General features: G+C 32.5%; 26 protein-coding genes. 24 read left to right on the top strand and 2 right to left on the bottom strand.

All coding sequences use genetic code 11. The features are described from left to right. Position 1: 1 nt before the first annotated feature. Positions 2 to 1498: a hypothetical protein gene (locus tag D6T69_RS07170; protein ID WP_125067096.1), complete on the top strand. Its 1497-nt coding sequence runs from the start codon at positions 2 to 4 to the stop codon at positions 1496 to 1498. 352 nt (positions 1499 to 1850) lie between these two features. Here the strand turns inward: D6T69_RS07170 and D6T69_RS07165 are convergent, their stop codons facing one another. After that, complete coding sequence (locus D6T69_RS07165; RefSeq protein ID WP_125067095.1) at positions 1851 to 3131, bottom strand: metal-dependent hydrolase family protein; 1281 nt, start codon at positions 3129 to 3131, stop codon at positions 1851 to 1853. A gap of 74 nt (positions 3132 to 3205) precedes the next feature. On the opposite strand from D6T69_RS07165, the gene D6T69_RS07160 reads away from it, so the two are divergent. The 6 genes from D6T69_RS07160 (at position 3206) to D6T69_RS07135 (ending at position 9042) form a co-directional block, all read left to right on the top strand. Next, positions 3206 to 3886: an SDR family NAD(P)-dependent oxidoreductase gene (locus tag D6T69_RS07160; protein ID WP_125067094.1), complete on the top strand. Its 681-nt coding sequence runs from the start codon at positions 3206 to 3208 to the stop codon at positions 3884 to 3886. 139 nt (positions 3887 to 4025) lie between these two features. Continuing rightward, positions 4026 to 4622: a SprT-like domain-containing protein gene (locus tag D6T69_RS07155; protein ID WP_125067093.1), complete on the top strand. Its 597-nt coding sequence runs from the start codon at positions 4026 to 4028 to the stop codon at positions 4620 to 4622. Positions 4623 to 4643: 21 nt separating this feature from the next. Beyond that, positions 4644 to 5207 carry a hypothetical protein gene (locus D6T69_RS07150; RefSeq protein ID WP_125067092.1) on the top strand — a complete coding sequence of 188 codons (564 nt, stop codon included), beginning with the start codon at positions 4644 to 4646 and terminating at the stop codon, positions 5205 to 5207. A gap of 17 nt (positions 5208 to 5224) precedes the next feature. Next, positions 5225 to 6301, top strand: a complete 1077-nt coding sequence (locus D6T69_RS07145) for a mannose-1-phosphate guanylyltransferase (protein ID WP_125067091.1) — start codon at positions 5225 to 5227, stop codon at positions 6299 to 6301. 19 nt (positions 6302 to 6320) lie between these two features. Then, complete coding sequence (locus D6T69_RS07140) at positions 6321 to 6875, top strand: hypothetical protein (protein ID WP_125067090.1); 555 nt, start codon at positions 6321 to 6323, stop codon at positions 6873 to 6875. A gap of 181 nt (positions 6876 to 7056) precedes the next feature. After that, positions 7057 to 9042 (top strand): GTP-binding protein, encoded by a 1986-nt coding sequence (locus D6T69_RS07135; protein ID WP_125067089.1) that lies wholly within the window; start codon positions 7057 to 7059, stop codon positions 9040 to 9042. Here the strand turns inward: D6T69_RS07135 and lpxK are convergent. After that, positions 9039 to 10070 carry a tetraacyldisaccharide 4'-kinase gene (lpxK, locus tag D6T69_RS07130; protein ID WP_125067088.1) on the bottom strand — a complete coding sequence of 344 codons (1032 nt, stop codon included), beginning with the start codon at positions 10068 to 10070 and terminating at the stop codon, positions 9039 to 9041. The two genes, D6T69_RS07135 and lpxK, sit on opposite strands and share 4 nt — an antisense overlap. Before the next feature lie 103 nt (positions 10071 to 10173). On the opposite strand from lpxK, the gene D6T69_RS07125 reads away from it, so the two are divergent. From D6T69_RS07125 to D6T69_RS07045, 17 genes are all read left to right on the top strand, one after another. Continuing rightward, complete coding sequence (locus D6T69_RS07125) at positions 10174 to 11268, top strand: Nif3-like dinuclear metal center hexameric protein (RefSeq protein WP_125067087.1); 1095 nt, start codon at positions 10174 to 10176, stop codon at positions 11266 to 11268. A 3-nt stretch (positions 11269 to 11271) separates the two neighbouring features. Beyond that, positions 11272 to 12042 carry a zinc ribbon domain-containing protein gene (locus D6T69_RS07120; protein WP_047789597.1) on the top strand — a complete coding sequence of 257 codons (771 nt, stop codon included), beginning with the start codon at positions 11272 to 11274 and terminating at the stop codon, positions 12040 to 12042. 148 nt (positions 12043 to 12190) lie between these two features. Beyond that, positions 12191 to 13588 carry an FAD binding domain-containing protein gene (locus D6T69_RS07115; protein WP_125067086.1) on the top strand — a complete coding sequence of 466 codons (1398 nt, stop codon included), beginning with the start codon at positions 12191 to 12193 and terminating at the stop codon, positions 13586 to 13588. Beyond that, positions 13588 to 15849 carry a xanthine dehydrogenase molybdopterin binding subunit gene (locus D6T69_RS07110; RefSeq protein WP_206197839.1) on the top strand — a complete coding sequence of 754 codons (2262 nt, stop codon included), beginning with the start codon at positions 13588 to 13590 and terminating at the stop codon, positions 15847 to 15849. Before D6T69_RS07115 ends, D6T69_RS07110 begins: the two co-directional genes overlap by 1 nt. A gap of 1 nt (position 15850) precedes the next feature. Continuing rightward, positions 15851 to 16420 carry a GNAT family N-acetyltransferase gene (locus D6T69_RS07105; RefSeq protein WP_125067085.1) on the top strand — a complete coding sequence of 190 codons (570 nt, stop codon included), beginning with the start codon at positions 15851 to 15853 and terminating at the stop codon, positions 16418 to 16420. 129 nt (positions 16421 to 16549) lie between these two features. Continuing rightward, positions 16550 to 16924, top strand: coding sequence for a hypothetical protein (locus tag D6T69_RS07100; protein WP_206197838.1), 375 nt, complete (start codon positions 16550 to 16552; stop codon positions 16922 to 16924). Between the two features lie 6 nt (positions 16925 to 16930). After that, positions 16931 to 17875 (top strand): XdhC family protein, encoded by a 945-nt coding sequence (locus D6T69_RS07095; protein WP_125067083.1) that lies wholly within the window; start codon positions 16931 to 16933, stop codon positions 17873 to 17875. A 7-nt stretch (positions 17876 to 17882) separates the two neighbouring features. Then, the gene (locus tag D6T69_RS07090) at positions 17883 to 18485 is read left to right on the top strand and encodes a Crp/Fnr family transcriptional regulator (protein ID WP_125067082.1); all 603 of its coding nucleotides are present in this window, start codon (positions 17883 to 17885) and stop codon (positions 18483 to 18485) included. Positions 18486 to 18536: 51 nt separating this feature from the next. After that, complete coding sequence (locus D6T69_RS07085) at positions 18537 to 18986, top strand: DMT family transporter (RefSeq protein ID WP_125067081.1); 450 nt, start codon at positions 18537 to 18539, stop codon at positions 18984 to 18986. Beyond that, entirely contained in the window at positions 18983 to 19714 is a 732-nt protein-coding gene (locus D6T69_RS07080; RefSeq protein ID WP_125067080.1) for a GNAT family N-acetyltransferase, read from the top strand. The genes D6T69_RS07085 and D6T69_RS07080 overlap by 4 nt, the downstream gene beginning before the upstream one ends. Positions 19715 to 19790: 76 nt before the next feature. Continuing rightward, entirely contained in the window at positions 19791 to 20372 is a 582-nt protein-coding gene (locus tag D6T69_RS07075; protein ID WP_125067079.1) for a Crp/Fnr family transcriptional regulator, read from the top strand. Between the two features lie 58 nt (positions 20373 to 20430). Next, entirely contained in the window at positions 20431 to 20772 is a 342-nt protein-coding gene (locus D6T69_RS07070; protein ID WP_125067078.1) for a hypothetical protein, read from the top strand. Between the two features lie 5 nt (positions 20773 to 20777). Continuing rightward, a complete protein-coding gene (locus tag D6T69_RS07065) occupies positions 20778 to 21356 on the top strand; it encodes an NAD(P)H-dependent oxidoreductase (protein ID WP_125067077.1) in 579 nt (192 codons plus the stop codon). A 302-nt stretch (positions 21357 to 21658) separates the two neighbouring features. Continuing rightward, positions 21659 to 22978 (top strand): ApeA N-terminal domain 1-containing protein, encoded by a 1320-nt coding sequence (locus D6T69_RS07060; protein ID WP_125067076.1) that lies wholly within the window; start codon positions 21659 to 21661, stop codon positions 22976 to 22978. A gap of 87 nt (positions 22979 to 23065) precedes the next feature. Next, complete coding sequence (locus D6T69_RS07055; RefSeq protein WP_125067075.1) at positions 23066 to 23602, top strand: HD domain-containing protein; 537 nt, start codon at positions 23066 to 23068, stop codon at positions 23600 to 23602. Between the two features lie 127 nt (positions 23603 to 23729). Then, a complete protein-coding gene (locus D6T69_RS07050) occupies positions 23730 to 24176 on the top strand; it encodes a hypothetical protein (RefSeq protein ID WP_125067074.1) in 447 nt (148 codons plus the stop codon). A gap of 481 nt (positions 24177 to 24657) precedes the next feature. Then, positions 24658 to 26796, top strand: a complete 2139-nt coding sequence (locus D6T69_RS07045; RefSeq protein WP_125067073.1) for an amino acid permease — start codon at positions 24658 to 24660, stop codon at positions 26794 to 26796. Positions 26797 to 26867 lie beyond the last annotated feature (71 nt).

Here is a 26867-nt window from a genome sequence, read left to right as displayed (position 1 = left end):
CATGAAAAATACCCTTCCCGTACTAGCACTTATTTTATCTATTATTGTAATGTCTTGTAGAAAAGACTTCAATACAGTTCCTAGTTATGGGAAGCTACAATTTTCCAAAGACACAGTGTTTCTAGACACAATTTTTAGTAATATTGGTTCTGCTACTTATAATTTAAAAGTATACAATAAGGGTAACAAAACCATTACTATTCCAGAGATTAAACTAGAGAATGGAAATACTTCAAATTACCGATTAAATGTAGATGGTTTAGCTGGTCATAATTTTAATAACATCGATATTTTAGCGAATGATAGTATTTATATTTTTATAGAAACTACTATAGATGTTAACACGGTTACCAACCCTTTATATACTGATAAAATATTATTTGATAATGGAGAAAACCAACAAGATGTAGATCTAGTTACATTAGTACAAGATGCTCATTTTATTTTTCCTTCTAAAAACAGTTCGGGTATTGAAACATTAACTATTAATGGTAAAGAAACCGAAATTCAGGGCCGCTTTTTAACTGACGAAGAACTAACCTTTACTAATGAAAAACCTTATGTTATTTACGGTTACGCTGCTGTACCATCAAGTAAAACACTAACAGTTGAAGCCGGTGCTAAAATTCACTTTCATAATAACTCAGGCTTAATTATTGATAAAGATGCAAACTTTAAAGTAAATGGAACTTTAAATGAAAAAGTAATTTTTGAAGGAGACCGATTAGAACATCAGTTTAGTGAAATTCCAGGACAATGGGGAGTAATTTGGATACGTGAAGGAAGTTATAATAACGAGTTGAATCACGCTCAAATTAAAAACGGAACCGTTGGACTTCTCGTTGACGGACAAGATATCTCCTCTCCCACACTAACTATAAAAAATACTGAGATTTACAACAGCTCAAACTATGGTGTTTTAGGTAGAAACACACATATTGAAGGAGAAAACTTAGTAATAGGTAGTGCTGGACAATCTGCACTAGCTTGTACTTTTGGAGGAAAATATAGTTTTACACATGCTACTTTTGCTAACTTTTGGAACAATAGTATTCGTCAATTACCTTCGGTTTTAGTCAACAACCACATTACTTATCTTAATAATGATAACCAAGAAGTTACAGAGACTAATGATTTGGTTACCGCTAACTTTATAAACTGTATCATTGAAGGAAACAACAACGCTGAATTTATTCTTGATAGAATTGATGGTACAACCTTTAATTACTCGGTTGAAAATTGCTTAATAAAATTTAATGATCTTAATAATTCATTCACCGATAATACTGAATTGAATTTTAATGATACTGAACATTATCAAAATAACATTTTAAACGGAGAGCCTAACTTTAAAGATGTTGCTAAAAATGAGTTTATCATTGGTAAAAATAGCGATGCTATTAACAAAGCGAAATCTTCCGCTGTTTCTCAAGATATTTTAGGAATTTCTAGAAGTTCTACACCTGATATTGGCGCATATCAACACGTTGATTTTTAACAAATAACACTTATCTATAAAAACACTTCCATTCAACGATTAAAACAATCCATTCGTCGAATTATAATAAAACAAACAGCTAAGTAAATATATATTTGTAGTGTATTTGTTTCATTCATAGTAATAAAATAAATAGATTAATTAGTTTGGTTAGTTGAGGGCTATTCTTCTTAACCGTAATGAATAGCTCTTTTTTTAGAAGAAAATTAATAGAAATATACATAAAAATATTTGTCGGGGGGCAATACTAATAGATTGAGGAATCTATACAGGGTAAAAAAGGAATACATATGTATTCCTTTTTTGTTTTAGTTATTTATAATTAGAACTTTTGTTAACTATTATAAATTATTTATTTTTTAAATACTTTTCCATTCTTCATTACAAAAACTACTTTTTCCATTGTATGAATATTTTGGGTCGGGTCTTCATCTACAGCAATAATATCAGCTAAAAACCTTTTTTTTACTTGCCCTAACTCCTTTTCCATATTTAGTAATTTGGCATTGGTTATCGTCGCAGACTGAATTGCTTCCATAGCAGGCATTCCCGCTTCAACCATATATCCAAATTCTTTCCCGTTTTTTCCGTGCTTGAATACTCCTGCATCGGTACCAAATGCAATCTTTACTCCTTTTTTATACGCTCTACCAAACGTTCCTTGTATTTGTGGTCCTACTGCCAATGCTTTAGGCACCACTATTTCAGGGTAAAAACCTTTTACCTTTGCTTTCTCTTCCACTTCTTTACCTGCAGTAATTGTAGGCACTAAATACACATCATACTTTTTCATCAACTCCATAGTTGCATCACTCATATATGTTCCATGTTCAATAGTTTTAACACCTCCCATAATTGCTCGTTGCATTCCCTCATCTCCATGAGCATGAGCCGCAACATGCATTCCATAATCTTTTGCTGTTTCACAAATTGCTTTTACCTCTTCAATAGTAAATTGAGGATTATCTCCTGACTTTGCTACACTCAATACCCCTCCAGTAGCAGTAATTTTTATACAATCTGCTCCATTTTTATAACGTTGACGTACTGCTTTTCGAGCATCTTCTACCGAATTTACTACTCCTTCTTTTGGTCCCGGATTCCCTATAAGTTCTCTTCTACTTCCGTTTGTTGGGTCTGCATGCCCACCCGTAGTTGCTAAAGATTTTCCTGCGGTAAATACTCTAGGCCCTGTAATTTTACCTGCTTTAATTGCTTTAGCTAAAGAAATATTAACTCCAGTTCCTCCTAAATCTCTTACCGTGGTAAAACCATTTGACAAAGTAGTTTCGGCAAATTTCACAGAGTTATAGGCTCTATCTGCATCATTCAAAATATATTTTTCCAATCTTGTTTTTGGACTATGTTCGCTTTCAATATGCACATGCATATCAATCAATCCAGGCATTACCACCTTATCTTTTAAATCTATCGTTATATCATCAGTATTTTCAGGGTTCACATAGCCTTTTAACACATCAACAATCTTATTATCCTTTACAATAATGGTTTGTTGTTCTTTTATATTACCTTTTTTTGTATCAATTAATTTTCCGCAAAATATATAGGTGTTTTGAGTAAATGCTGCAATTGACATTGTTAAGAATAGCGCTAAAAAAAGTCTTTTTTTCATGATAATTTAAGAATGATTAAGCAATAAATGTAGTGATTTTTATGTAGCTTGCCTTTTTAAATTTTGACAATTACATGAAGAACATTGTTATTACTGGAACTAGTAGAGGTATTGGTTTTGAATTAGCGCAGCAGTTTGCTAATCAAGGACATCAAGTCTTAGCTCTATCAAGAAACACAAAACCTTTAGAACAAGTAAACCACTCAAACATCACAACCATCTCTGTCGATTTATCTAGCGAAAAGGATATAAAAAAAGCGGTTGATTTTGTTTCAACTGAATGGAAAAAGGTAGATATCCTTATCAATAATGCAGGAAAATTGATTAATAAACCTTTTGAACAATTAACTACGCAAGATTTTGAAGAAGTTTATAAAGTGAATGTTTTTGCAGTTGCTGAATTGACTAAAAACCTACTGCCTTTTATGCAACAAGGGAGTCATGTAGTAACAGTGAGTAGCATGGGTGGAATACAAGGAAGCATGAAGTTCCCTGGATTAGCCGCCTATAGTTCTGCCAAAGGTGCTGTAATAACTTTATCAGAATTATTAGCTGAAGAATATAAAGAACAACAAATAGCATTTAACGTTTTGGCATTAGGTGCTGTACAAACAGAGATGTTAGAAGAGGCTTTCCCTGGATATGAAGCTCCTTTATCAGCTAAAGAAATGGCTAACTATATTTTTGATTTTGCTTTAACAGGTAACAAATACTACAACGGAAAAGTATTACAAGTTTCTAGTTCTACTCCATAAAAAAATAACGACTGTCACTTCGAGTGATTTTCGTTCAACATAGTTGAAAAGAAAATTGTATCGAGAAGTATTAGCTAGTTCTCGATACAATTTTTATTTTTCCATTTTATTTCAAAATAAAAACCACTCGAACTAACTTTTGAAAAAAACACTGATTAAATACATCCCTGAAGAAGCTATTCCGTTAGTTGAATATTTAATTATTGAGCATAAAATCAACTTAAAAATAGTAAGCGAGCGCCAAACCAAGCATGGTGATTTTCGTCGACTACCCAACGGTCACATGCAAATTACAGTGAATAACAATTTAAATCCTTATCAGTTTTTGTTGACGTTAATTCATGAAATTGCGCATCATGTTACCTATCAAAAATTTGGAAGAGTACAACCTCATGGTAAAGAATGGAAAACCGTTTTTCAACATTTAATGTTACCTTTTTTACAGCCCGAGATTTATCCCAAAAATATTCTGCCTTATTTAGCCAACTATTTAAAAAATCCAAAAGCAAGTACGGATGCTGATGTAAATTTATCACTGGCACTACGAGGTGGAAAATCAGAAGACGGAAAGAATTTTATCTTTGAAATTCCTAACGGAAGTGTTTTTCAATTCAAAGAAAAACTATACAAAAGAGGGGATAAACGAAGAACACGCTATGAATGTTTAAATTTAGAAAACAAGCGTGTATATTTATTCAACCAAAACGCTGAAGTGGAGCTAATAGCTTCAAAATAGATATTAAACTATCTTAACAAAATGAATAAGAAATACTTTTATATTAATTTTAGTATAGAAACTCTTGAACGTTATAGCTTTTTAATAAAAATTTTTAACAAATTGAAAGTTGAAAAAGAAATATACTGGGATTCTGAAACTGTACCTAATATTGATATTATTGAATGGAAACAATTTTTAGATGATAAAACCTATAATTATTATAAAAATTTAAGTTCTAGTTCGAATAAAGAAGAGGATGAAGTATATTATAAGCTTTGGGATTTAACTAGTCCAGAAATAAGAATTAATCACCCTATGTTTAACAGAACCAATGATTGGGATTTTGAATCTGTTATTCACACAATAATAGAAGGGGAATATGAATTAATTGATTTATCTGTAAAAGGAAATAAAGGTACTTTATATTTTGATCCTTTTAGTTTACCTTTTGGAGGGACAGAAAGTTTAGTATCACTTATCGAATCATTTGGTAATAAAGTTTTTTTTGATTCTTGGCATAATGGAGAACACAAAAGACAAAAAATAGGCTGGGACTTTGAATTAGCAAAAAAGCTAGTAAGTCAAAATACAGGACTTACCTAAAAAACTAACTATAAAGTATGAATACTAATTATTACGCAGTAATTATGGCAGGCGGTGTAGGCTCACGTCTTTGGCCAGTAAGCACCGAAAAGTATCCAAAACAGTTTCACGATTTATTAGGAACTGGTGAATCTTTACTGCAAAGAACTTTTAACAGAATCAATCAATTAGTTCCGTCAGAAAATATTTTAATTGCTACAAATAAGCGTTATGAAGGATTAGTGTTAGAACAACTTCCTACAATTAGCAGTAAACAAGTACTACTTGAACCTACAATGCGTAATACTGCTCCTTGTATTTTGTATGCTGCATTAAAAATTCGTCAACAGAATGAAAATGCTGTGATGTTAGTAGCCCCTTCTGATCATTGGATAGAAAACGAAACCAAATTTATTAAGAATATTGAGACTTCTTTTAACGCTTGTGCTAAAGAAGATATATTAATGACTCTAGGAATACAACCAAATCATCCTAATACAGGGTATGGTTATATTCAATTTGAAGAAAATGCTTCTGAAATAAAAAAGGTACAAACGTTTACCGAAAAACCTAATCTAGAAAAAGCTACTCAGTTTTTAGCGAGTGGCGACTATTTATGGAATGCTGGTATTTTTGTTTGGTCTGTTTCTAGCATTTTAGATTCCTTTAAAAAACATCTTCCTGAAATGGTCAACATTTTAGATACTGAAGACAACGTGTACAACACCAATTTTGAAGATGATTTTATTAAAACTAACTATGAAAAATGCGAAAACATTTCTATCGACTTCGGAATTATGGAACGCTCTGAAAAAGTACACGTACTCCCTGTAGATTTTGATTGGGATGATTTGGGTACCTGGGGTTCTTTATATAACAAACTTGGTAAAGATACTCACCAAAATGCAACAGTTGGAGCTACAACTATTTTTAAAGACGCCAACGGAAATATGGTTAGTATTAAAAATGGTAAAAAAGTAGTGGTCCAAGGGTTACAAGATTTTATTATTGTAGAAAAAGATGATGTATTAGTTATTTGTCCACGTAAAGACGAACAAGACATTAAACAACTACGAACTGAAGCAAAAGATAATTTTGGTGAAGAATATGTGTAAATTATTTTAACTAAAAATTTTGAAAGAAATAATCGAACATAATAAAATAAAACTATCCTTTTCAGATAAACTTAGATACTATAGACTCCCTCTATTTTTTTTAGTCCTTACGATAGTATGTTTTACAAATGGTTTTACAAAGTATTCTTTCGATGACTTTAATACTTTAGAAAGAATAAGCCTTACTTCTCTTTTATTTACATTAATCTCTTTTTATTTCTTCTTCCTTAATTTAACTGTAAAAATCCATGATTTTCCATTTAATAAAGAAAAGCTTATAAATAGAATTGAAAATCTTATTGCTTCGAACCTTGATTGGGAATTGTTAGAGAAATCTAACAATCATTTCATAATTAAAACAAAAGAAAGTTTAGAAACTCTTGGAGCAACTAGAAATCTTATTATCTCACCTAATACAGGTAATAGAATTTATATTGGACTAAAAGACAATCAATTTTTTGTGAAATCTATATTTAATTTATCTGATAAAAATCTCTTAGTTTTGAATAACGGAGAAAGTAAGCGAAACGAAAAAACAATAATCGATTTAATAAAACTATCTTCAGAAGAATAAGACATTTAAATTTATTTCTTAAACGTTTTATACATTCAAAAATAAACGCTGTAGAAATGGATCGAAATTATGTTAGCGCTACTCTTATTACCTTTATAAAGCTAATTGTAATTATATCTTTAGAAACCACATATTTCTTTCTGATAAATTATATTAAAACTAAAAACCAAAGGATTGATTAATGGAATATTCTAACATTCTTAACATAGGAATTTTAGCACATGTTGATGCTGGTAAAACTACCTTAACCGAACATTTATTATACCATACAGGAACTATAAGAAATATAGGAAGTGTAGATAAAGGTTCTACTGTTACTGACAGTTTAGCACTAGAAAAAGAACGTGGAATTTCCATAAAAGCTGCAACCACTTCTTTTATTTGGAACAATACTAAAGTTAATCTGATAGATACTCCAGGACACGTAGATTTTTCTAGTGAAGTTGCAAGGACACTATGTGTGGTAGATGCTGTTGTTTTAGTTGTTTCGGCTGTTGAAGGTGTACAAGCTCACACCTTAACTATTGCCGATGCCTTGCAAAAACTAAAAATTCCAACCATAATTTTCATTAATAAAATTGACCGACAAGGAGCAGATACTGAAAGTGTTTTGGAACAAATAAAATACGAGCTTCAAATTAAAACTGTATCTATCTATACCAGTCATCATGAAGGATTAGACACTGCCTATATTAGTCCTGTTTTTCACAATAATTCCCTTACCAAAGAGCAAAAAGAAGCCATTTTAGAAGAGTTAATTGAAACCGATGAAAGTTTGCTAGAACAATACTTAAATGGTCACTCCATTACTGATGAATCCTATATAAAATCTATTATAAAAAACACCTCAAAAGCTTCAATTTCACCTGTATTTACAGGAATTGCTAAAAACAACATTGGTGTAAAGGAACTATTAGATGGATTAACAAGTTTCATTAAACCAGATAAGAATACTGCCACACAAGAAACTTCTGCTTATGTATACAAGTTAGAACATCATAAAACTCATGGTGTTATGGCACATGTAAAAGTTTTTTCGGGTGAGTTATCCTCTAAGTCGGTTATTTATAATCACACACAAGCTGTAGAAACTAAAATAAACCAATCAAAGGTTTTTCATCATACCAAACACATAGACACTACTATTAAAGCAGGTGATATAGGAATTATTACAGGTGTTGTTGATACAAAAACAGGAGATATTCTTGGTAACCCTGAAGGAATCCCTAAACTACCAGAATTAAACACGCCTGTTTTGAGTGTACAAGTAATACCTGATAACGATAAAGATTATAATGCTTTAGCGCAGGCTTTGCAAATCATAGACAGAGAAGATCCAACGCTACAATTCAAATGGCATAAACCCGAAAAAGAACTGTTGTTATTACTAATGGGAGATATGCAAATTGAAGTACTTACTCATGTTTTATTAGAACGATTTTCAATCCCTGCTACTTTTACAGAACCTCAAATTGTTTACAAAGAAACCATAAACAAAGCTGCAGAAGGTTATGTTCGTTATTGGATGCCTAAGCCTTGTTGGGCAATCATGACTTTTTTAATTGAGCCCGCTCCTTTAAATTCTGGTGTTAGTTATCAATCTATTGTTTCTAAAAACGATATTCATAACAAATATCAAAACGAAATAGCTAGAACAATTCCTAAAGCTTTAGAACAAGGATTATTGGGATGGGAAGTAACCGATGTAAAAATCACATTAATCAAAGGAGAAGATCATAATGTTCATTCAAGACCTGGTGACTTTAACTTAGCTACTCCAATGGGTATCATGAAAGGTTTACAAGCTGGTGGAACACATTTGTTAGAGCCATTAGTTCGTTTTGAAATAAAAACTAATGAAGAGTTTTTGAGTAAGATTATTTCTGAACTTACTACTAGAAGAGCTACTATCAACTCTCCTACTTTTCAAAATGAAATGATGCATCTTACAGGAACAATTCCCGTAGCCACTTCTCTAGACCTAAGCATAAAATTAAATACTATTTGTAGTGGACGTATACGTTTACGAATGGTTTTTCATGGTTATGATGTATGCCCTGAAGGAGAAGGAAAATCAAGACCTTTTAAAGGAGTGAATCCTTTGGACGAAGCGCAATGGATATTACACCGTCGTGGTGCTTATAAAGCTGACGAACGAGTGATTTAATTCACTTTCTTTATTTCATCCAACACCAAAGAATTAAAAACTTTCTCTTCACTTATAAAATGACTCTTAATAGAGATATAATTAAGATTATCAACCTTTCCTTCTAAACGCATATAATCTTTTTCGGTAGTAAGTATGATTTTTTGTTGAGAAGGTAATGCTTCATAAGATTTATTAATATTCTCAATATCTTGATTCGTAAAATTATGGTGATCAGGAAAATTTAGGTGTTTAAAATCTACTTTCTTTTCTTTCAAAAAATTCAATAAAGGTGTCGGATTCGCAATTCCCGTTACTAACAAAACTTCTTTATCCTTCAAATCATCAATTGTTAACTCATTTGTTCCTTTTAAATTCTCATCATACACAATCGTTGTAAAGAATACTTTTTGATATGGTTTCGGATTGAGTTTTCGTACTATCTTTTCTTGCGCTGCTTTAGATAAATTCTCAGGACATTTCGTTACCACAATCATCGTTGCTCGTTTAGCTCCTCTCCTACTTTCTCTTAAATTCCCTGTAGGCAATACAAAATCATCTACAAATAAATCGTTATACTTGGTTAGTAAAATATAACTACTCGCTGTTACTTTTCTATGTTGATAAGCATCATCTAACAACACAACTTCTGGTGGATTCTCATGTTGCAATAATTGCTGAATTCCATTTGTTCTATCGGCATCCACAGCTATAGTTACATCTTTTTTAAACTTCTTATAAAATTGTAAAGGTTCATCACCTACATCTTCTGCAGTATGTGTGTTATTTACTAACTGAAACCCTTCTGTTTTACGTTTATATCCTCGACTTAAAACTGCAATTCTATAATTATCTTTTAGTAAACGTATTAAATATTCTATTTGAGGAGATTTTCCTGTTCCACCAACACTTAAATTACCAACAGCAATTACAGGAATATCAAAAGAAGTAGATTTTAAAATACCTACATAAAAAAACCAATTACGAAACCTCGTAACGACATCATACAAAACAGCAAACGGAAATAATAAAAATCGAAGTAGCTTCATTACACCAAAAGTAAAAATTATTTCTTCATTACGAACAAAGTGAAGTAACCTTTATAGTCACAACTAGTTTTACTAACTTTGAACTATTATTAAACTCACCCAAATGCAAATAAAAGACGTTACCAACTACATTGAACAATTAGCTCCACTTTCGTATGCCGAAGATTTTGACAATGTAGGCTTATTAATAGGAAAACACAATACTGAAGTAACTGGAGTTTTAGTTACCTTAGACACGCTTGAAGAAACTGTTGAGGAAGCTATTACTAAAAATTGTAATCTTATTGTAAGCTTTCACCCTATTGTGTTTAGCGGATTGAAAAAGATTAACGGTAACAATTATGTAGAACGTGTTGTATTAAAAGCTATTCAAAACAACATTGCTATTTATGCTACACATACCGCTTTAGATAATGTAAACAATGGTGTTTCAGCTAAAATGGGAGAAATTTTAGGGTTAGAAAACATGAAAACTTTGATTCCTAAAAAAGGAATCATAAAAAAACTAACTACTTATGTTCCTTTTACAGAAGCTAATAATCTTCGTGAAAAATTATTTGAAGCTGGTGCAGGTAATATTGGTAATTATGATAACTGTTCTTTTAATGTAGAAGGAAAAGGAAGCTACAGAGGAAACGAAAACTCAAATCCGACTGTTGGAGAAAAGGGTAAATTGATGTTTGAAGAAGAAACCTGCATTACAGTAACATTCGATTCTTATTTGGAAGGAAAAATACTTTCTGCTCTCTTTAAAAACCATCCTTATGAAGAGGTTGCCTACGAAGTTATTACTTTGGATAACCAAAACCAAAACGTAGGTATGGGAATGATTGGAGAACTATCTTCGGAGATGGATGAAAAAGACTTTTTATTATTTGTAAAAGAAACCTTTAAAACTGGTTGTGTAAGACATTCAGAATTACTTGACAAACCTATTAAAAAAGTTGCAGTACTAGGAGGTTCAGGAAGTTTTGCTATTAAAAATGCCATACGAGCAGGTGCAGATGCCTATATAAGTGCTGATTTTAAATACCATGAATTTTTTAAAGCTGAAAAAAGAATCTTACTTGCAGATGTAGGACATTATGAAAGCGAGCAGTTTACAAAAAAACTTTTAGTTGATTATCTTAGCAAAAAATTTAGTACTTTTGCAATTATTTTAAGCGAAAAGAGTACAAATCCAATACACTATATTTAACAGATGGCAAAAAAAGAAGTAACGGTAGAAGAAAAATTAAGAGCGTTATACGATTTACAGTTAATCGATTCTAGAATTGACGAGATTAGAAACGTTCGCGGTGAATTACCTTTAGAAGTTGAAGATTTAGAAGATGAAGTTGCCGGATTAAACAAGAGACTTTCTAATTTAGCTGAGGATGTTAAAAATTTAGAAACTGACATTAGTAACAAAAAGTTAGCGATTGAAGAATCTAAAAACTTAATTACTAAATACGAAGAACAACAAAAAAATGTTCGTAATAACCGTGAATTCGACTCTTTATCTAAAGAAATTGAGTACCAAGAGCTAGAAATTCAATTATCTGAAAAGAGAATTAAAGAATACAAAGCTAAAATTGCTCAAAAGAAAGAGGTTATTGATAACACCAAAGAAAAATTAGCTAAGCAAGAAGCACATTTAGCTCACAAAAAAGGTGAATTAGATGCTATCTTAAAAGAGACTGAGAAAGAAGAGCAATTATTAAAAGAAAAGTCTGAAGAATTTTCTCAATCTATTGACAAGCACTTATTAACGGCATATAAAAGAATTAGAACTAAAGTAAGAAACGGTTTAGCTGTTGTTGCTATTGAGCGTGGAGCTGCTGGAGGTTCTTTCTTCACTATTCCACCACAGGTACAATTAGAGATTGCTAACCGTAAGAAAATTACAATTGACGAGCACAGTGGTCGTATTTTAGTAGATCCAGCTTTAGCACAAGAAGAAAAAGAAAAAATAGACAGCTTATTTGCTTAATATTTTTCTTAAAGTATATACAAAAGCCTCCAAAAATTTGGAGGCTTTTTTATTGCTATCAGTTTTGATTATAAAATTAGTGACAATTAAAAATCAAAGCTCCTCACTTTTCACCTAACGTTACATTTTCGTATCTTGCATTCTGCTTATGATACAATTTATATTAAATAATCAGGTAATAAAAACTACAGCAAACGCTGGTATTACCCTACTCGATTTTATTCGAGAACATCAACAGTTAAAAGGTACAAAAATAGGATGTCGTGAAGGTGATTGTGGTGCTTGTACCGTTCTAATCGGCGAACAAAAAAACGGTAGCCTTAGCTATCAAAGTATAACTTCGTGTATTTTTCCATTAGGGAATGCTAACGGAAAACACATCGTTACGATAGAAGGCATCAATCTACCAAAAGAACTGAATACCGTTCAAAAAGCAATGGCCGATAATTATGCGACGCAATGTGGTTTTTGTACACCAGGGTTTGTCGTTTCTATGACTGGTTATGCTCTTGACAGTAAACAAACAACTTCTTGTAACGATGCTATTAGCGGAAACATTTGTCGTTGTACAGGGTATAAATCGATTGAAAAAGCCGGTTTTGAAATAGAACAAAAACTGCAACAGAAAGATAAAAACCATCAAATTGACTGGCTAATCAAAGAAGGGTTTATTCCTAATTATTTTGAAACTATCCCTGAAAAATTAGCACAAATACAACCAAAAACCTTTGAAAAAACGGGAATAAAAGTAGCTAACGGAACCGATATTTATGTACAGCATGCTGATAAAATGGCGGAAGAAGATGTACATTTATTAACCGATAAAAACGCTTTAAAAGAAATTTCTTTTACCGAAGGATTTTGTACACTAGGTGCTAATACAACAGTGACCGAAATAGCAGAAAGCAAACAATTACAAACCCTCTTTCCTAAACTCAAACAATTTTTGAAACTTGTTTCTTCTGAGCAAATCAGAAACATGGGAACCATCGGTGGTAACTTTGTAAACGCCTCACCTATTGGCGATATGTCTATTTTCTTTTTAGCATTGAACTCAACGTTAACCATTCAAAAAGAAGATGGAAATACGCGACAAATTCCATTTCAAGAATTTCATCAAGACTATAAAAAGTACGATTTACACGAAGGTGAAATCTTACAATCAATACAGTTCAAAGTTCCACAAGCAGAAGACTTTTTCAATTTTGAGAAAGTCAGCAAACGAACACATTTAGACATTGCTAGTGTAAATTCGGCAGGAAGAATTACACTAAAAAACAATACAATTACAGATGCTCATTTTTCTTTAGGAGGTGTGGCCGCTATTCCAAAGTATTTATCCAATACCAACGCTTTTTTAATCGGAAAAACAATCAATTCTGAAACTATAAAAGAAGCCGAAACTATTTTACAATCAGAAATTTCGCCTATTAGCGATGTTCGTGGAACTGCTGACTATAAGCGTTTGTTAGCAAGACAGTTATTTTTTGCTCACTTTTTAGAACTATTCCCAAATCAAGTAGAACTTAAAAAACTAATTGCCTAATGAAGACGATGAAAAACATTGACAGTTTTACACATGTTAGAGGAGAATCGTTATTTGTTGACGATTTAATGCTAAGACAGGATACCTTATTCGGCTTGGTTTTCGACTCGCCAAAAGCGCATGGAAAAATCAAATCGGTAGATTATTCTAAAGCAGAAGCACTAGAAGGTGTTGTAAAAATATTCACCTATAAAGATGTCTTAGGAGAAAATCAGATTGGAGGCATCATTCCTGATGAACCCTTATGGGCAGAAGATGAAGTCCATTTTTGGGGACAACCCATTGCTTTTATTGTTGCTAAAAGTGAAGCCATCGCTAAAAAAGCTAGAGCCTTAATTACCATAAATATTGAAGAACTTCCTGTAATCACAACCGCTAAAGAAGCCAAAGAAAAAGGAAGTTTTATCAATGCTCCTCGTTCATTTAACTTAGGAGACACCCAAAATGCTTTTACCGAATGTGAATATGTATTTGAAGGCGAAACTTTTTCGAACGGACAAGAGCATTTGTACCTCGAAACACAAGGTTGTTATGCGGTTCCGCAAGAAAATGGAAATATAAAAATTACCTCGTCTACTCAAGGCCCTACTGCTGTACAAAAAACAGCGGCGAAAGTGTTGGGTATCCCGATGCATAAAATTGAAGTAGATGTCATCCGTTTAGGAGGTGGTTTTGGTGGTAAAGAAGATCAAGCAACTCCTTGGGCAGTGATGGCTGCTGTGGCAGTGCAACACTTAAACCGCCCAGTTAAATACATGCTGAATCGCCATGACGATTTACGTATGACAGGAAAACGTCACCCCTATTCCTCATTTTATAAAATAGGACTCACCAAAGACCTAAAAATTAAAGCCTTTGAAGCTGAGTTTTTACAAAACTCTGGTGCCGCCGCTGATTTATCTCCTGCTATTGCTGAAAGAACTTTGTTTCATGCTACCAATAGCTATTTTGTTCCAAATGTACATACTACCGTGTATAGCTGTAAAACCAACCTACCTCCTAATACCGCTTTCCGTGGTTTTGGTGGTCCGCAAGGTATGTTTGTTATTGAAAGTGCTATTGCAGATGCCGCTGATAAAATCGGAATCAACAAAAGAAAAATACAAGAAGTAAATCTATTAGCTGAAAACGATGAGTTTTCTTACGGGCAAATTGCAACCGAAGTACAAGCACAAAGTTCGTGGTTTAGTGCAAAAGAGCAATATCAACTTGAACAGCTAGAACAAGAAGTAGCTGACTTCAATAATAAGAACGACCGCTACAAAAAAGGTATTTCATTAATGCCTATTGCTTTTGGTATTTCGTTTACCAATACCCCGATGAACCATGCACGTGCTTTGGTACATATTTATCAAGATGGAAGTGTTGGTGTTTCTACAGGTGCAGTAGAAATGGGACAAAGTGTAAACACCAAAATATTACAAGTAGCACAAAGTGTTTTAGGAATTTCGCCTCATAAAGTAAAACTGGAAACCACGAACACTACACGCGTTGCCAATACTTCACCTTCTGCAGCAAGTTCAACTGCCGACCTTAACGGAAAAGCAACTGAAATGGCTTGTAATTCGTTAGTTGAACGACTAACAGAAGTTGTCGCTGACATGCTCTCTACCAAAAAAGAAAACATCTCTTTTCAAGAAGATGCTGTTTTTGTAAGCGATAAAAAATCAGATCTAACATGGGAAGCTTTAATTGCTGAAGTGATGCTACGTCGTGTGGCACTATCTGAAAATGCACATTATGCTACACCAGTTATTCATTTTGATAAAACCAAAGAAAAAGGACATCCGTTTGCCTACCATGTATACGGTACTGCAATAACAACAGTTACTGTAGATTGTATCCGTGGTAATTATGAAATTGACAGTGTAAAAATTGTACACGACTTTGGTAAAAGTATGAATATGGGCATTGATTTAGGGCAAGTTGAAGGTGCTTTGGCACAAGGAATTGGTTGGATGACTATGGAAGAAATCTCTTATAATAATGAAGGACGATTATTATCGAATGCCTTGTCTACCTACAAGGTGCCTGATATTTTTTCAGCTCCCAAAACAGTTGAAACCATTCCGTTAAAAACTGAAGGGAATCAAATGGCTATTAAAAAATCGAAAGCGGTTGGTGAACCTCCATTAATGTATGGAATTGGGGCTTATTTTGCCATTCAGCAAGCGGTAAAAACCTTTAACCCTAATTATAAATTAAAATTCCACGCTCCTTTTACACCCGAAAAAGTGTTGATGGGATTGTATGAAAAATAGAATGACATACGCAATAAACGAAAGTATTTTTGATACGTTTCCTAAATTAGAAAGTGAAAGACTTTTATTTAGAGAATACACAAAGGCTGATGCCTCTGAACTGTTTAACGTTAGAACTCACCCTGAAGTTTCTAAATACTTAGACTCTGATGTTCCGCAATCTCCCAAAGACATTGAAAAAAGAATAGCACTTATTCAACAAGCTTTTAAAGATAAAAACGGAATTACTTGGGCTATTACGCTCAAAGAAAACAATACTCTTATTGGTGATTTTGGAATATGGAGATTAGACAAACAAAACTTTAGAGGTGAAATAGGCTATGTATTAAACCCTGATTATTGGGGAAAAGGTTATATGAAAGAAGCTATGAATACCTTAATTCACTTTGCTTTTCACACATTCAACCTTCATAGTTTAGAAGCCAACATAAACCCTAAAAACCAAAACTCAAGAAGTATTCTTTTAAAATTAGGTTTTCAAAAAGAAGCCTATTTTAGAGAGAACTACTTTTATAATGGGAAGTTTTTAGACAGCGAAATTTACTCGTTATTAAAATCAGATTTCGTTTAATTAAAAATAGACAATATCAAACTACAATTCACCAAACAGAATATATTTAGGGGGGCATTAATTTATAGTATTGGAGACACCATTGCATCCCTTTTACTAAACGAGTTTTCTATATACAGACTTCTCGGGATGGTAGTTATTGGTGCTACTGTTTATGCTTTTGAAATCCCTAATTATTTTAATTGGATAGAAAAAAAGACAGCAAACAATAGCGGACTCAAAAGAACTATAGCAAAAACCATATTAGCGATTGCGTACTTTAATCCATTTTGGATTTTTAGACATTTGCTGTTTATCAAATTATTTTCTGGGAATTTTGAACAAATAACCAGTAACTTATTCATTGTTGCTTGTTGGTCGTTTTTAGTGAACATCCCTATTTCATTTATCGCTAATTTTATCATTCAAAATAAAGTAAAACTCGATTGGCGTTTTTTAGCCAGTGCTATTTTTTCTGCACTAATGGCTATTTATTATGCCCTAAGCGAAACCATTTTTAACTAAGCTTTTATGGAATTTTGGCAACAGTTACATACAAAACTTCAAAATAAGCAGAAGGTATACCTTCTAACGGTAATTGAAAACCTTGGCAGTTCTCCTGGACGAAAAGGCTTTAAAATGTTAATTGCTGAAGATGGTTTTATTTTCGGTTCTGTGGGCGGTGGTGTAATGGAGTTTGCACTCGTTGAAGAAGCCAAACAACTATTACAACAAGAGAATCCGCCAACATTCATCAAAAAACAAATCCATAAAGGAAATATCAAAGATGGTTCTGGGATGATTTGTTCTGGTGAACAAACGGTTGCCTTTCATTGCTTAGATGCTAAGCATGTTTCAATAATTTCAACTATTATTTCTTCTTTACAACAGGGTAAAAAAGGGACTTTACATTTGTCTCCTACCCAATTTGATTTTACTCCCCATACTCTAAAAAACCAATTTGAGTATAACATCAACTCGAAAGAAGATTGGTATTTTAAAGAACATATCGGTTTTAAAGAAACCTTGTACATTGTAGGTGGTGGACATGTAGGCGTTGCTGTTTCTGAACTCTTTGTTAAACTTGGTTTCTATGTGGTGGTTTTTGACAATCGAGAAAACCTCAACACCTTAGAAAACAACCAAACTGCTCATAAAAAACAGGTTATTGATTATAACGATATTGAAAACTACATAGAAGAATCTTCTTCAAGCTATGTAGCCATTATGACTAATAAATACACTGATGACAAATTGGTATTGAGTAAACTCCTTAAAAACAACTATCAATTTTTAGGAGTTTTGGGTAGCAAAGCAAAACTACAAACCATGTGGGAAGTTTTACAAAACGAAGGGGTTACTCAAGAAGAATTAAATAAAGTTCACGCACCTATTGGACTTTCAATAAAAAGTGAAACCCCTGAGGAAATAGCGGTAAGTATTGCGGCACAAATCATTCAAATTAAAAACACCTAAACAAATAATGAATCAACCTAATGAATATAAAACCTTTTTAACAAGCGTTTTTAATCGTTATGCTACTGTGGGCGATGATTCCATTTCTTCTTTGTTTTCAGCTGCAAAAATTCATGATTTAAAAAAGGGAACTACTTTATTACCTTTTGGTAAAATCTCAAAACACGTTCATGTACTTTACAAAGGGGCTGTAGTTTCTTGTTTTTTACATAAAGATGGTACGGTATACCATAAAAACATCTTTTTAGCAGAAAACTTTGTAGGTTCAGTCGTATCGTCACTTACCAATACACCTTCTCAGTTTTCTCTGGAAGTTATAGAAGACTCTACAATTATTAGTTTTCCGTATGACACCTACAGACAACTTATTAGAGAAAACCAAGATTTACAAAACTTCTATATTGCTTATCTTGAAAAGAACTGGGTAATTGATAAAGAGAAACGAGAAATTGATATTGTTTTAAAAGAAGCTAAAGAACGATATCTCGATTTTGTAAACGCTAACCCAAACATAGAAAATAGAATACCGTTACACTATATTGCCTCTCACTTAGGTATCACGCCTACTCAATTAAGCCGAATTCGTAAGAGCATTAAAAAAACTGTATAGCAATCAACATATGTAAAGAAAAAGGTTGTATTTCCTTTTCATCTTTGCAGTATGAAAATATTCTTTTTATACTTTTTGGCCTTTATTGGTGGGGTTTCACTAGCAGTTCAAGCAGGATTTAACACACAATTAGGTGCTATTGTAAAACAACCTGTTATTGCTGTTATAGCCACCTCTATAGCCAGTGCTGTTTTTGGGTGCTTATTCATATATCTATTCAAAGAAGAAAGTATTCAACTAACTATAGCGCAACAAGTACCTTGGTATTTATGGTTTATTGGCGGACTTTTTAGCATGATTGGTATTTCTCTTTATTTTTACACCATACCAAAGCTAGGGATTTCAAAAATGATTGCTTTTGGCTTATGTGGTCAATTGATTTTTTCGTTATTCGCAGGAAAATTTGGTTGGTTAAACCTGCCTGTTGAGCCTATAACTACCAAAAAATGTGTTGGAATTGTTTTCATGGCAATTAGTATTCTTTTAATCAACTCAAAATGAAAAAAATAGTATCAAATATTAATAATTTAACTTCTTTGTGGAAAACTGCTGCGGCTCCATATCAAGGATATCATAAAGAAACATCTTTTGAAAGCGCTTATATTGAAAATGCCCAATGGCCTAATAGAATTTGGACCAACCTCTCTCCTTCTAAAAACCAACTAAAAGAAGTACAACAACAAATGTTAGGAGAAGATAAGCATTTTACATTTTCTTTATTTGCACTACCCAATCAAGAAAACAATGTAGAATTTGACACTAAAATTCAGTTAAAGTCAACACAATACGGAATGAGTTTAGAACTAAAAGAAAAGTTTGAAACTCAAAGACAGATCGATTTTAAAAGAGTAGAAAACACAGAAGAAGCTAACATTTGGAGCAACGCTTTTTTTAAAGCCTTTAGTTACGAAATAAGTACAGCAACCATTTTAAAAACCAAAGAAGCCATACCCTACTACCTTGTTTATTTTGAACAAGAACTTGTTGGAACCATAATTTTATACACTACTAATACTATTGCTGGTTTGCACAGCTTGGGTATTATTCCTGAAAAAAGGAAACAAGGTTTTGCTACCGAAATTATGCGCCATACATTGAATAAAGCTATTGACCAGAATTTATCATTAGCTACACTACAAGCCTCAGAAATGGCTAAAGAAATGTATTTAAAACTAGGGTTTTCTTTAGACTTTTTAATGAAAAATTATGGTGTTGCCAACCCTTCTTAAAAGCACAGCATATTAACACACATAACTTTTGAACTTAGTAAAAAAATAGTAGGTTTGAAGCTACTAATGAGAGAGGATGAATTATAAAAAAGTCTTTAAAACGATTGAGGAAGCATACACTCCGCTATCTACTGAGTGTCAACAAGAATTAATTACCAGTTCAAAAGTTTGTGTATATAAAAAAGGTGACATTGTTGTACGAGAAGGACAGTTTTCTAAAAAAGTCTTTTTTATTATACAAGGATGTTCTAGAGCATATTACTTAAAAGATGGTAAAGATATTTCTGATTGGTTTACTTTCGAAAATCAGTTTATGGCTTCCATTGTTAGCTTTTTTAGTAACGAACCTAGTCCACACTATGTTGAATTTGTTGAAGATTCAACCGTTTTGGAATTTTCAAAAGATACGGTTGATAAGCTTTCTCAAAAACATCACGATTTTGAACGCTTAATTAGTAAAATAGTAACTGAAACCATGTTGGGGCTTTGCGAGCGATTATACACCATTCAATTCAACAAAGCAGAAGAAAGGTATAAACACCTCCTTAGTATTTATCCTTTTATAACCAACAGAATTCCCCTTACACATATTGCCTCTTATTTAGGAATAACTCTTGAAACGTTAAGCAGAATAAGAAGCCCCAAAAAACGAATTTGATTTATATCAAATGATAAGCCTTCCATTTACAGCAATTTTGCTAATAAATACAATAACAATGGAAGATAACAACAAACAACAACTAAAGTCAATCTGGGGAAAATGGTGGGAACCTATTAGAAAATGGTTTTACCCCGCTTGGTTAATCTACGAAACTTCAGTTCGGTTTTATGAGTATGCCTTATCGGTTCATATGTACTTTAAAAATCCTCAAAACAATATCGCTTCGTATATAGGAGAAGCTAGCACCCAAATTTTAGGCATATTTTGTAGCCTTAGCACTTTTATAATCTGCACAGTCTTTTTAACAATACCTACCTGTTTTATACTGTATAAGTTTTTTAAAACAAAAAACTTAACAGGTTCTCAATTTGAAGCAACATTAAAACCTATTTTTTAAGATAAATGAAGAAGATACTCATTATAAACGGACACCCAGATAAGGAAAGTTTTAATTTTGGTCTTTCTGAAGCTTATAAAACAGGCGCTAAGAAATCAACTGCTGAAATACAAGAAATAAACATCCGGGAATTAAATTTTAACCCCAACCTTCAATTTGGCTACCGAAAACGAACAGAACTTGAACCTGACTTATTAGAAGCACAAGAAAAACTAAAATGGGCTGACCACTTAGTATTGGTGTATCCTATTTGGTGGGGCTCAGTACCTGCAATTATGAAAGGCTTTTTAGACCGAGTTTTACTCCCTGGTTTTGCTTTTAATAAAAGAGAAAAGTCTTTATGGTGGGATAAATATTTTACAGGAAAAACAGCCAGAATAATTTGCACATTAGACCAACCTGCTTGGTACTATAAATGGTTTTATAAAAGCCCGAGTCATAATGCCATAAAAAAACTAACATTAAACTATATAGGAGTAAAAAAAGTGCGAATTACTACTATTGGTCCTATAAGATTATCAAAAGAAAAGTTTAGAACTAAATGGTTGAAAAAAGTAGCAACTCTTGGAGCAATGAACAAATAACAATACCTCTATTATCCATTCAAGATGCTAACAAACATTTTTCTACACAATACGATATTTTATCTTTTTAATGTTTGGTATCACTTTCCTTAGGCTTCGTGTGTTGACCCGATTAGGCTTCGTGTGTTGACCTGATTAGGCTTCGTGTGTTGACCCGATAAAAAAGTTACACTTTTTTATCTTATTTCTTTATATTTGAAAGTGTTAATAAAATTGCTATACTTTCTACTTATTTTACTTTCTAAAAATGTATTGGTAATTTTAGTACGTATATAAACTAGTTAGGTACAATTTGAAAATCAATGGAAAATTACATAGGAAAAATAGTATCACCCTTTGACGAGAATGAATCCATTGATTTCGTTCGACTATCAGTTTCCAATGAAAGAATAGAAATTGAATTTTCTTCAAGTAAGAGATATTATGGAATTATAAAAACCATAATTGGTGTTTTTAATGGATTTGGAAAAGTAACATTAGTAAATTGTCAAAATATCGGAACATCTAGTGGAGCTGGTGCAGATGTTAGGAAGTTTAGTGCAGATTATTTATTCAAAGGTGAGTTTATCAAAAATCCTGAATCTTTTTATTTCGATAGAGTAAATATTGAAATGGCTGGATTGCTTGATTGGACTAAAATTTCAACAATAAATAATAATCTTTTCATAGATAAAAAATTAACTATTGAAGATATAGACATTATTGAAATATATAATTCTGAAAATTTCTCAGTAGAAATTTTCTCTTCTAATAACATAAATTACAAAAGAGAAAACAACGAAATTACTATAAGAGAAAATGTTGGATTAAAAATTAAATCTTCAAATGGCGATATCAATATTTGGGACTATTTACATTTAATAAAAGAATTAAAGAAAATACTTTTTATTTTAAGTAACAGAAGTACTAAAATTGACAGTACAAATTTCTATAAAGACGATAAATACCCTGTAACCTTATATTGGACTGGTAACAATTCTTTGGGTTCTTCATCCCCAATGAGTCCTAGAATAAAGTTTGAAGAAGTTAAACCTAGTTTAAACAATATTATTCACAATTGGTTTGAAAAAAAAGACCTTCATACAAGTATTGAATTAATTTTAGAAAAGTCTATTAATATTAAACTTAGTCGAGAAAACTATTTTTTGAATAATTGTTTCTCTATTGAGACATTTCATAGACGTTTTAAAAACTATAAGTTATTTGATAAATCAGAATTTAAAGAAATAAAAAAAGGAATATTAGAATCGATTGAAAAAGAAACCATTAGAGAATTAATCTCAAACAATTTAGCACATATTAACGAACCTAACTTTAGAAAAAGGCTATCAGATTTTCATTCAGATTTTTCTAAAATTTTGCCACAAGAATGGATAGTTGAAGACTATATAACTAAGATTGTTAAATCTAGAAACTATTTAGTTCACAGAAGTTCAAGAAAAAAGGTTTTTGATAGATTTGATATGCTATATGCTTCAATTTTTATTGAAACAGTTATTAAAATTAATGTTTACAGAGTTTTAGGAATAAAAGAAGATTTAATTGAAAATTTATTAGTTGAGACGAGTGGTACGATAAAAGGTTTTTATGATGCAAATAAAAGAATACAAATTGAAAAATAAACTGCACATAAGTAATTGCTTCTTATCCTCTTAAACAATAATATACTATGCTAAAAAAACTCTTCTCTTAACAGGAAAACACCCCAAATGACACAAGAACTATATCAAAAAGCAATAAAATTTGCTGGAGAAAAACATAAAGATCAAAAAGTTCCTGGAACAAACTCTAACTATTTGCTACACATCTCTAACGTTGCTATGGAAATAATCATAGCATATAATGCAAATAACAATTTCGATTTGAATTACGCTGTTCAATTAGCGCTACTCCACGATACATTAGAAGATACTGATACCAACTTTTCGGAGTTATTGATCATGTTTGGAGAAAAAGTTGCTAATGGAGTTCAAGCATTGACTAAAAATAAAAACATAAGCTCCAAAAAGGAGAAAATGATAGATAGCTTGAACCGAATAAACAAACTTGAGAAAGAAGTTGGAATGGTAAAATTAGCAGATAGAATCACAAACCTTCAAGAACCACCAAAACATTGGAAAAAAGATAAAATTCAACACTATTTATCTGAAGCTATCGTAATTAATGAAACACTGAATAACAAGAATGAGTATTTAAATAAAAGATTAGAGAGTAAAATTGCTGAATACAAAAAGTATATTAAATAAAAACTGCTATAAGTACTTACTTGCTCTCACTACTTCTAAAAAACCTCATCATAAAATGATATAATAATTTGACGCAACCATAACAACACTTTTGCATCTACATAGTAAATCATTCAAATATTGAGCTATGAAAATTAGAATATCAACTTTACTATTGTTTTTAAGCGCAACGCTATTTATAAACTGTAATAGCGATAATGAAATACCACAAGCTGAAACTATAAATGGAACTTGGAGCTTAAAAAATGTTAACGGAGGGTTTACTGGTGTTGATGTAAACTATGAAAATAAAACCGTTACTTGGCAGTTTAATGCTAAAACAGAAACCCTTACCGTTAAAAGCACACTAATAAATAACGGTCCGCAAAGCACCTACTTACCTTTACAAAGCGGAACCTACAACTATTATCTTTCGGAAGCTAATGGAAATACTTTTGTTCATATTAAAGACTTTGGAATTCATACAAATGACGAGTATGGAAGCTATAGTATACAAGATGGACTATTAATTATTAACCAAGGCGAAAGCTATGAAGGCAGTGCCGTAGATACTTTTGTACTAACTTTTAATTAAAAGCAGTAACCATACTATTTTCAAAAGCCTTTAAAAGAACCTCTTTTAAAACGATACCTCTTAACTAACATTTTTCTACACGGTAGCCAATAAACCATAAAAAACAACTCCCACCACCGTGGGAGAGTCATTCCCCTTAGGCAGGGAGTATCGCTCCCATTACCGTGGGAGTGTCACTCCCCTTAGGCAAGGAGTATCACTCCCATTACCGTTGGGGTGTCATCCCAATTAGGCTTGGGGTATCGTTTCCCTTACCGTTGGGGTGTTACCCCAATTAGGCTTGGGGTGTCGCCCCGATAAAAAACACACTTTTTTTTCACCCTATAAAACAACCAACATAAGCTAGCCTTTCTAACAAAAAAAGCCTCTAAAAGAGCACATTACAAACATTACCTTAACCAAATAGCACCTAAAAAGTGTAATTTTTTTCATATCTTCTCATGGTCTAACCACTTAATAATAAGCCTTAAACACAAAAGCCATGAGGAACAAACTAAAAAAAGACTTAGGATTATTTGATGTTTTTGCCATAAGTACTGGAGCCATGTTTAGCTCTGGTTTCTTTTTACTACCAGGAATCGCCTCACATTACACAGGACCTTCTGTATTTTTAGCCTATTTACTTGCAGGTGTATTAATACTACCCACCATGTTTAGTATTGCTGAAATATCAACAGCTTTACCACGATCAGGTGGAGCTTACTTTTTTTTAGACAGAAGCTTAGGTCCACTCATGGGAACCATTGGCGGACTGGGTACCTATTTTGCTTTAATGCTTAAAACAGCCTTTGCTATTATTGGTATTGGTGCTTATGCCGCTATATTTTGGGAAGTACCCACCAAAATAGTTGCCATTGTGGCTACTCTCTTTTTTATGGCGTTAAACTTAGTAGGTGCTAAAAAAACCTCCGCCTTTCAAAAGGTGTTTGTCATATTCCTATTAATCATTTTAGTTGGTTTTATTGCAGATGGTCTTTTTTCTATATTCACCTCAGATACTATCACCGATGAATCTATTAACAAACAATTTACTCCTTTCTTTTCAAACGGATTTGGGGGTATGTTTACTACTATAGGTTTTGTTTTTGTTTCCTATTTAGGGCTCACTCAAATAGTAAGTGTTGCAGAAGAAATTAAAAACCCTGAAAGAAATATTCCTTTAGGTATGATACTTTCCTTAGTCGTTACAGGATTAATTTATGGTTTAGGTGTTTTTATTATGGTAACTCTTATTGAGCCTACCGCCTTTGCTAACGAATTGGCACCAGCTGCTACAGCTGCTGAACAACTTTTTAAATGGTTACCCGATAATGTGGGAGTATTATTAATGTCGGTAGCTGCACTTGCCGCCTTTGCCTCTACAGGAAACGCAGGACTATTATCTGCATCTCGATATCCGTTTGCTATGGGACGCGATAAACTGTTCCCTGCTATTCTAGCCAAAATTGGTAAGAAAGGAAGTCCTGTAGTCGCTATATTTTTAACCACAGCGTTAATTATTGTATTCATTCTACTACTATCAGAAGAAGGTATTGTAAAGCTTGCTAGTACTTTCCAATTATTGATTTTTATCTTTATTAACTTCTCTGTTATTGTTTTTAGAAAAAGTAAAATAGAATCATACGATCCGGGGTATTTGTCTCCATTATATCCGTTTATGCAAGTTGTGGGAATTATTATTTCATTCATCCTTATTATTTATTTAGGATGGATGCCAGTACTTTTTACCTCTGGTATTATTGTTATTGGTTTACTTTGGTATCACTTTTATTCTAAAGGAAAAGTAAAACGAGAAGGCGCTATTTTTCATTGGTTTGCCCTTTTAGGAAGGCATCAATACGATGAATTGGAAAATGAATTAATGACCATTTTAAAAGAAAAAGGACTTCGTGAAGGGGATCCGTTTGATGAAACCGTAATTACATCGAAAATAAAAATACTTAAGGACACCACTAACTTTGACAAGGTCTTAAATATCGCTTCCGATTACTTTTGTAGGGAGTTAGACCTCAACAAAGAAGGTGTACTCCACAAGTTTTTCCAGTCTATACCCGATGAATCTGTCATCACTTTACCAGGTATTTTAGTTTTTCATGCCAAGTTTAAGAGTGTTACGCATCCTTCCATGAAAATTGTGATTTCTAAAAAACCAATTGAAGGAACACTGCCCTCTGAAGACTATGAGTTTAAAAAGCCCATACAAATCTGTGCTTTTCTAATTAACTCTGATGAAAACCCAAAACAGCAATTACGTATGCTATCGAGACTTCTTGATATTTTAGAACGAGAGCAAATCGTAAAAACCTTGCTTAAAATGAATAGCCACAGAGAAATTAAGGAGTTTTTACTACAAAACGAGCGATTTGTAAGCATCAAACTACTCGAAGGAACTCCGCAAGACACCATGATTGGAAAACAGCTAAAAGATATTCAGTTACCAAAAGATGTTTTAGTGGCTTTGGTTGAAAGAAACGACAAAACGTTTACCCCTAACGGTTCAACTGTTTTTCTAAAAGATGATGTACTTACCATACTTGGAGAAACCAAGTCTATCGCGAAACTGTATAAAGAATATATGAGTTATGAAATAGATAAGCTGGATACGGAGGAGACTAGTTAATTTTTGGTTTGTTTACTAACTTTTAAAACGATATTTTAGCTACCAAACGAATCAAGTTGAAATCTATTAGA

This window comes from Tenacibaculum singaporense (assembly GCF_003867015.1).
Lineage (GTDB): Bacteria > Bacteroidota > Bacteroidia > Flavobacteriales > Flavobacteriaceae > Polaribacter > Polaribacter singaporensis.
The sequence above is the reverse complement of the archived record's forward strand: the minus strand, read 5'-3'. Positions and strand labels throughout refer to the sequence as shown.

Bases quoted from the DNA above. Each gene is read 5' to 3' on its own strand.
- D6T69_RS07055 (WP_125067075.1), top strand. From the start codon at position 23,066: ATGACACAAGAACTATATCAAAAAGCAATAAAATTTGCTGGAGAAAAA.
- D6T69_RS07160 (WP_125067094.1), top strand. From the start codon at position 3,206: ATGAAGAACATTGTTATTACTGGAACTAGTAGAGGTATTGGTTTTGAA.
- D6T69_RS07125 (WP_125067087.1), top strand. From the start codon at position 10,174: ATGCAAATAAAAGACGTTACCAACTACATTGAACAATTAGCTCCACTT.
- D6T69_RS07080 (WP_125067080.1), top strand. From the start codon at position 18,983: ATGAAAAAAATAGTATCAAATATTAATAATTTAACTTCTTTGTGGAAA.
- D6T69_RS07150 (WP_125067092.1), top strand. From the start codon at position 4,644: ATGAATAAGAAATACTTTTATATTAATTTTAGTATAGAAACTCTTGAA.
- D6T69_RS07165 (WP_125067095.1), bottom strand. From the start codon at position 3,131: ATGAAAAAAAGACTTTTTTTAGCGCTATTCTTAACAATGTCAATTGCA.
- D6T69_RS07060 (WP_125067076.1), top strand. From the start codon at position 21,659: ATGGAAAATTACATAGGAAAAATAGTATCACCCTTTGACGAGAATGAA.
- D6T69_RS07115 (WP_125067086.1), top strand. From the start codon at position 12,191: ATGATACAATTTATATTAAATAATCAGGTAATAAAAACTACAGCAAAC.
- D6T69_RS07090 (WP_125067082.1), top strand. From the start codon at position 17,883: ATGAATCAACCTAATGAATATAAAACCTTTTTAACAAGCGTTTTTAAT.
- D6T69_RS07095 (WP_125067083.1), top strand. From the start codon at position 16,931: ATGGAATTTTGGCAACAGTTACATACAAAACTTCAAAATAAGCAGAAG.
- D6T69_RS07050 (WP_125067074.1), top strand. From the start codon at position 23,730: ATGAAAATTAGAATATCAACTTTACTATTGTTTTTAAGCGCAACGCTA.
- D6T69_RS07170 (WP_125067096.1), top strand. From the start codon at position 2: ATGAAAAATACCCTTCCCGTACTAGCACTTATTTTATCTATTATTGTA.
- D6T69_RS07045 (WP_125067073.1), top strand. From the start codon at position 24,658: ATGAGGAACAAACTAAAAAAAGACTTAGGATTATTTGATGTTTTTGCC.
- D6T69_RS07110 (WP_206197839.1), top strand. From the start codon at position 13,588: ATGAAGACGATGAAAAACATTGACAGTTTTACACATGTTAGAGGAGAA.
- D6T69_RS07075 (WP_125067079.1), top strand. From the start codon at position 19,791: ATGAATTATAAAAAAGTCTTTAAAACGATTGAGGAAGCATACACTCCG.
- D6T69_RS07145 (WP_125067091.1), top strand. From the start codon at position 5,225: ATGAATACTAATTATTACGCAGTAATTATGGCAGGCGGTGTAGGCTCA.
- D6T69_RS07120 (WP_047789597.1), top strand. From the start codon at position 11,272: ATGGCAAAAAAAGAAGTAACGGTAGAAGAAAAATTAAGAGCGTTATAC.
- D6T69_RS07135 (WP_125067089.1), top strand. From the start codon at position 7,057: ATGGAATATTCTAACATTCTTAACATAGGAATTTTAGCACATGTTGAT.
- D6T69_RS07105 (WP_125067085.1), top strand. From the start codon at position 15,851: ATGACATACGCAATAAACGAAAGTATTTTTGATACGTTTCCTAAATTA.
- D6T69_RS07070 (WP_125067078.1), top strand. From the start codon at position 20,431: ATGGAAGATAACAACAAACAACAACTAAAGTCAATCTGGGGAAAATGG.
- D6T69_RS07065 (WP_125067077.1), top strand. From the start codon at position 20,778: ATGAAGAAGATACTCATTATAAACGGACACCCAGATAAGGAAAGTTTT.
- lpxK (WP_125067088.1), bottom strand. From the start codon at position 10,070: ATGAAGCTACTTCGATTTTTATTATTTCCGTTTGCTGTTTTGTATGAT.
- D6T69_RS07085 (WP_125067081.1), top strand. From the start codon at position 18,537: ATGAAAATATTCTTTTTATACTTTTTGGCCTTTATTGGTGGGGTTTCA.
- D6T69_RS07100 (WP_206197838.1), top strand. From the start codon at position 16,550: ATGGTAGTTATTGGTGCTACTGTTTATGCTTTTGAAATCCCTAATTAT.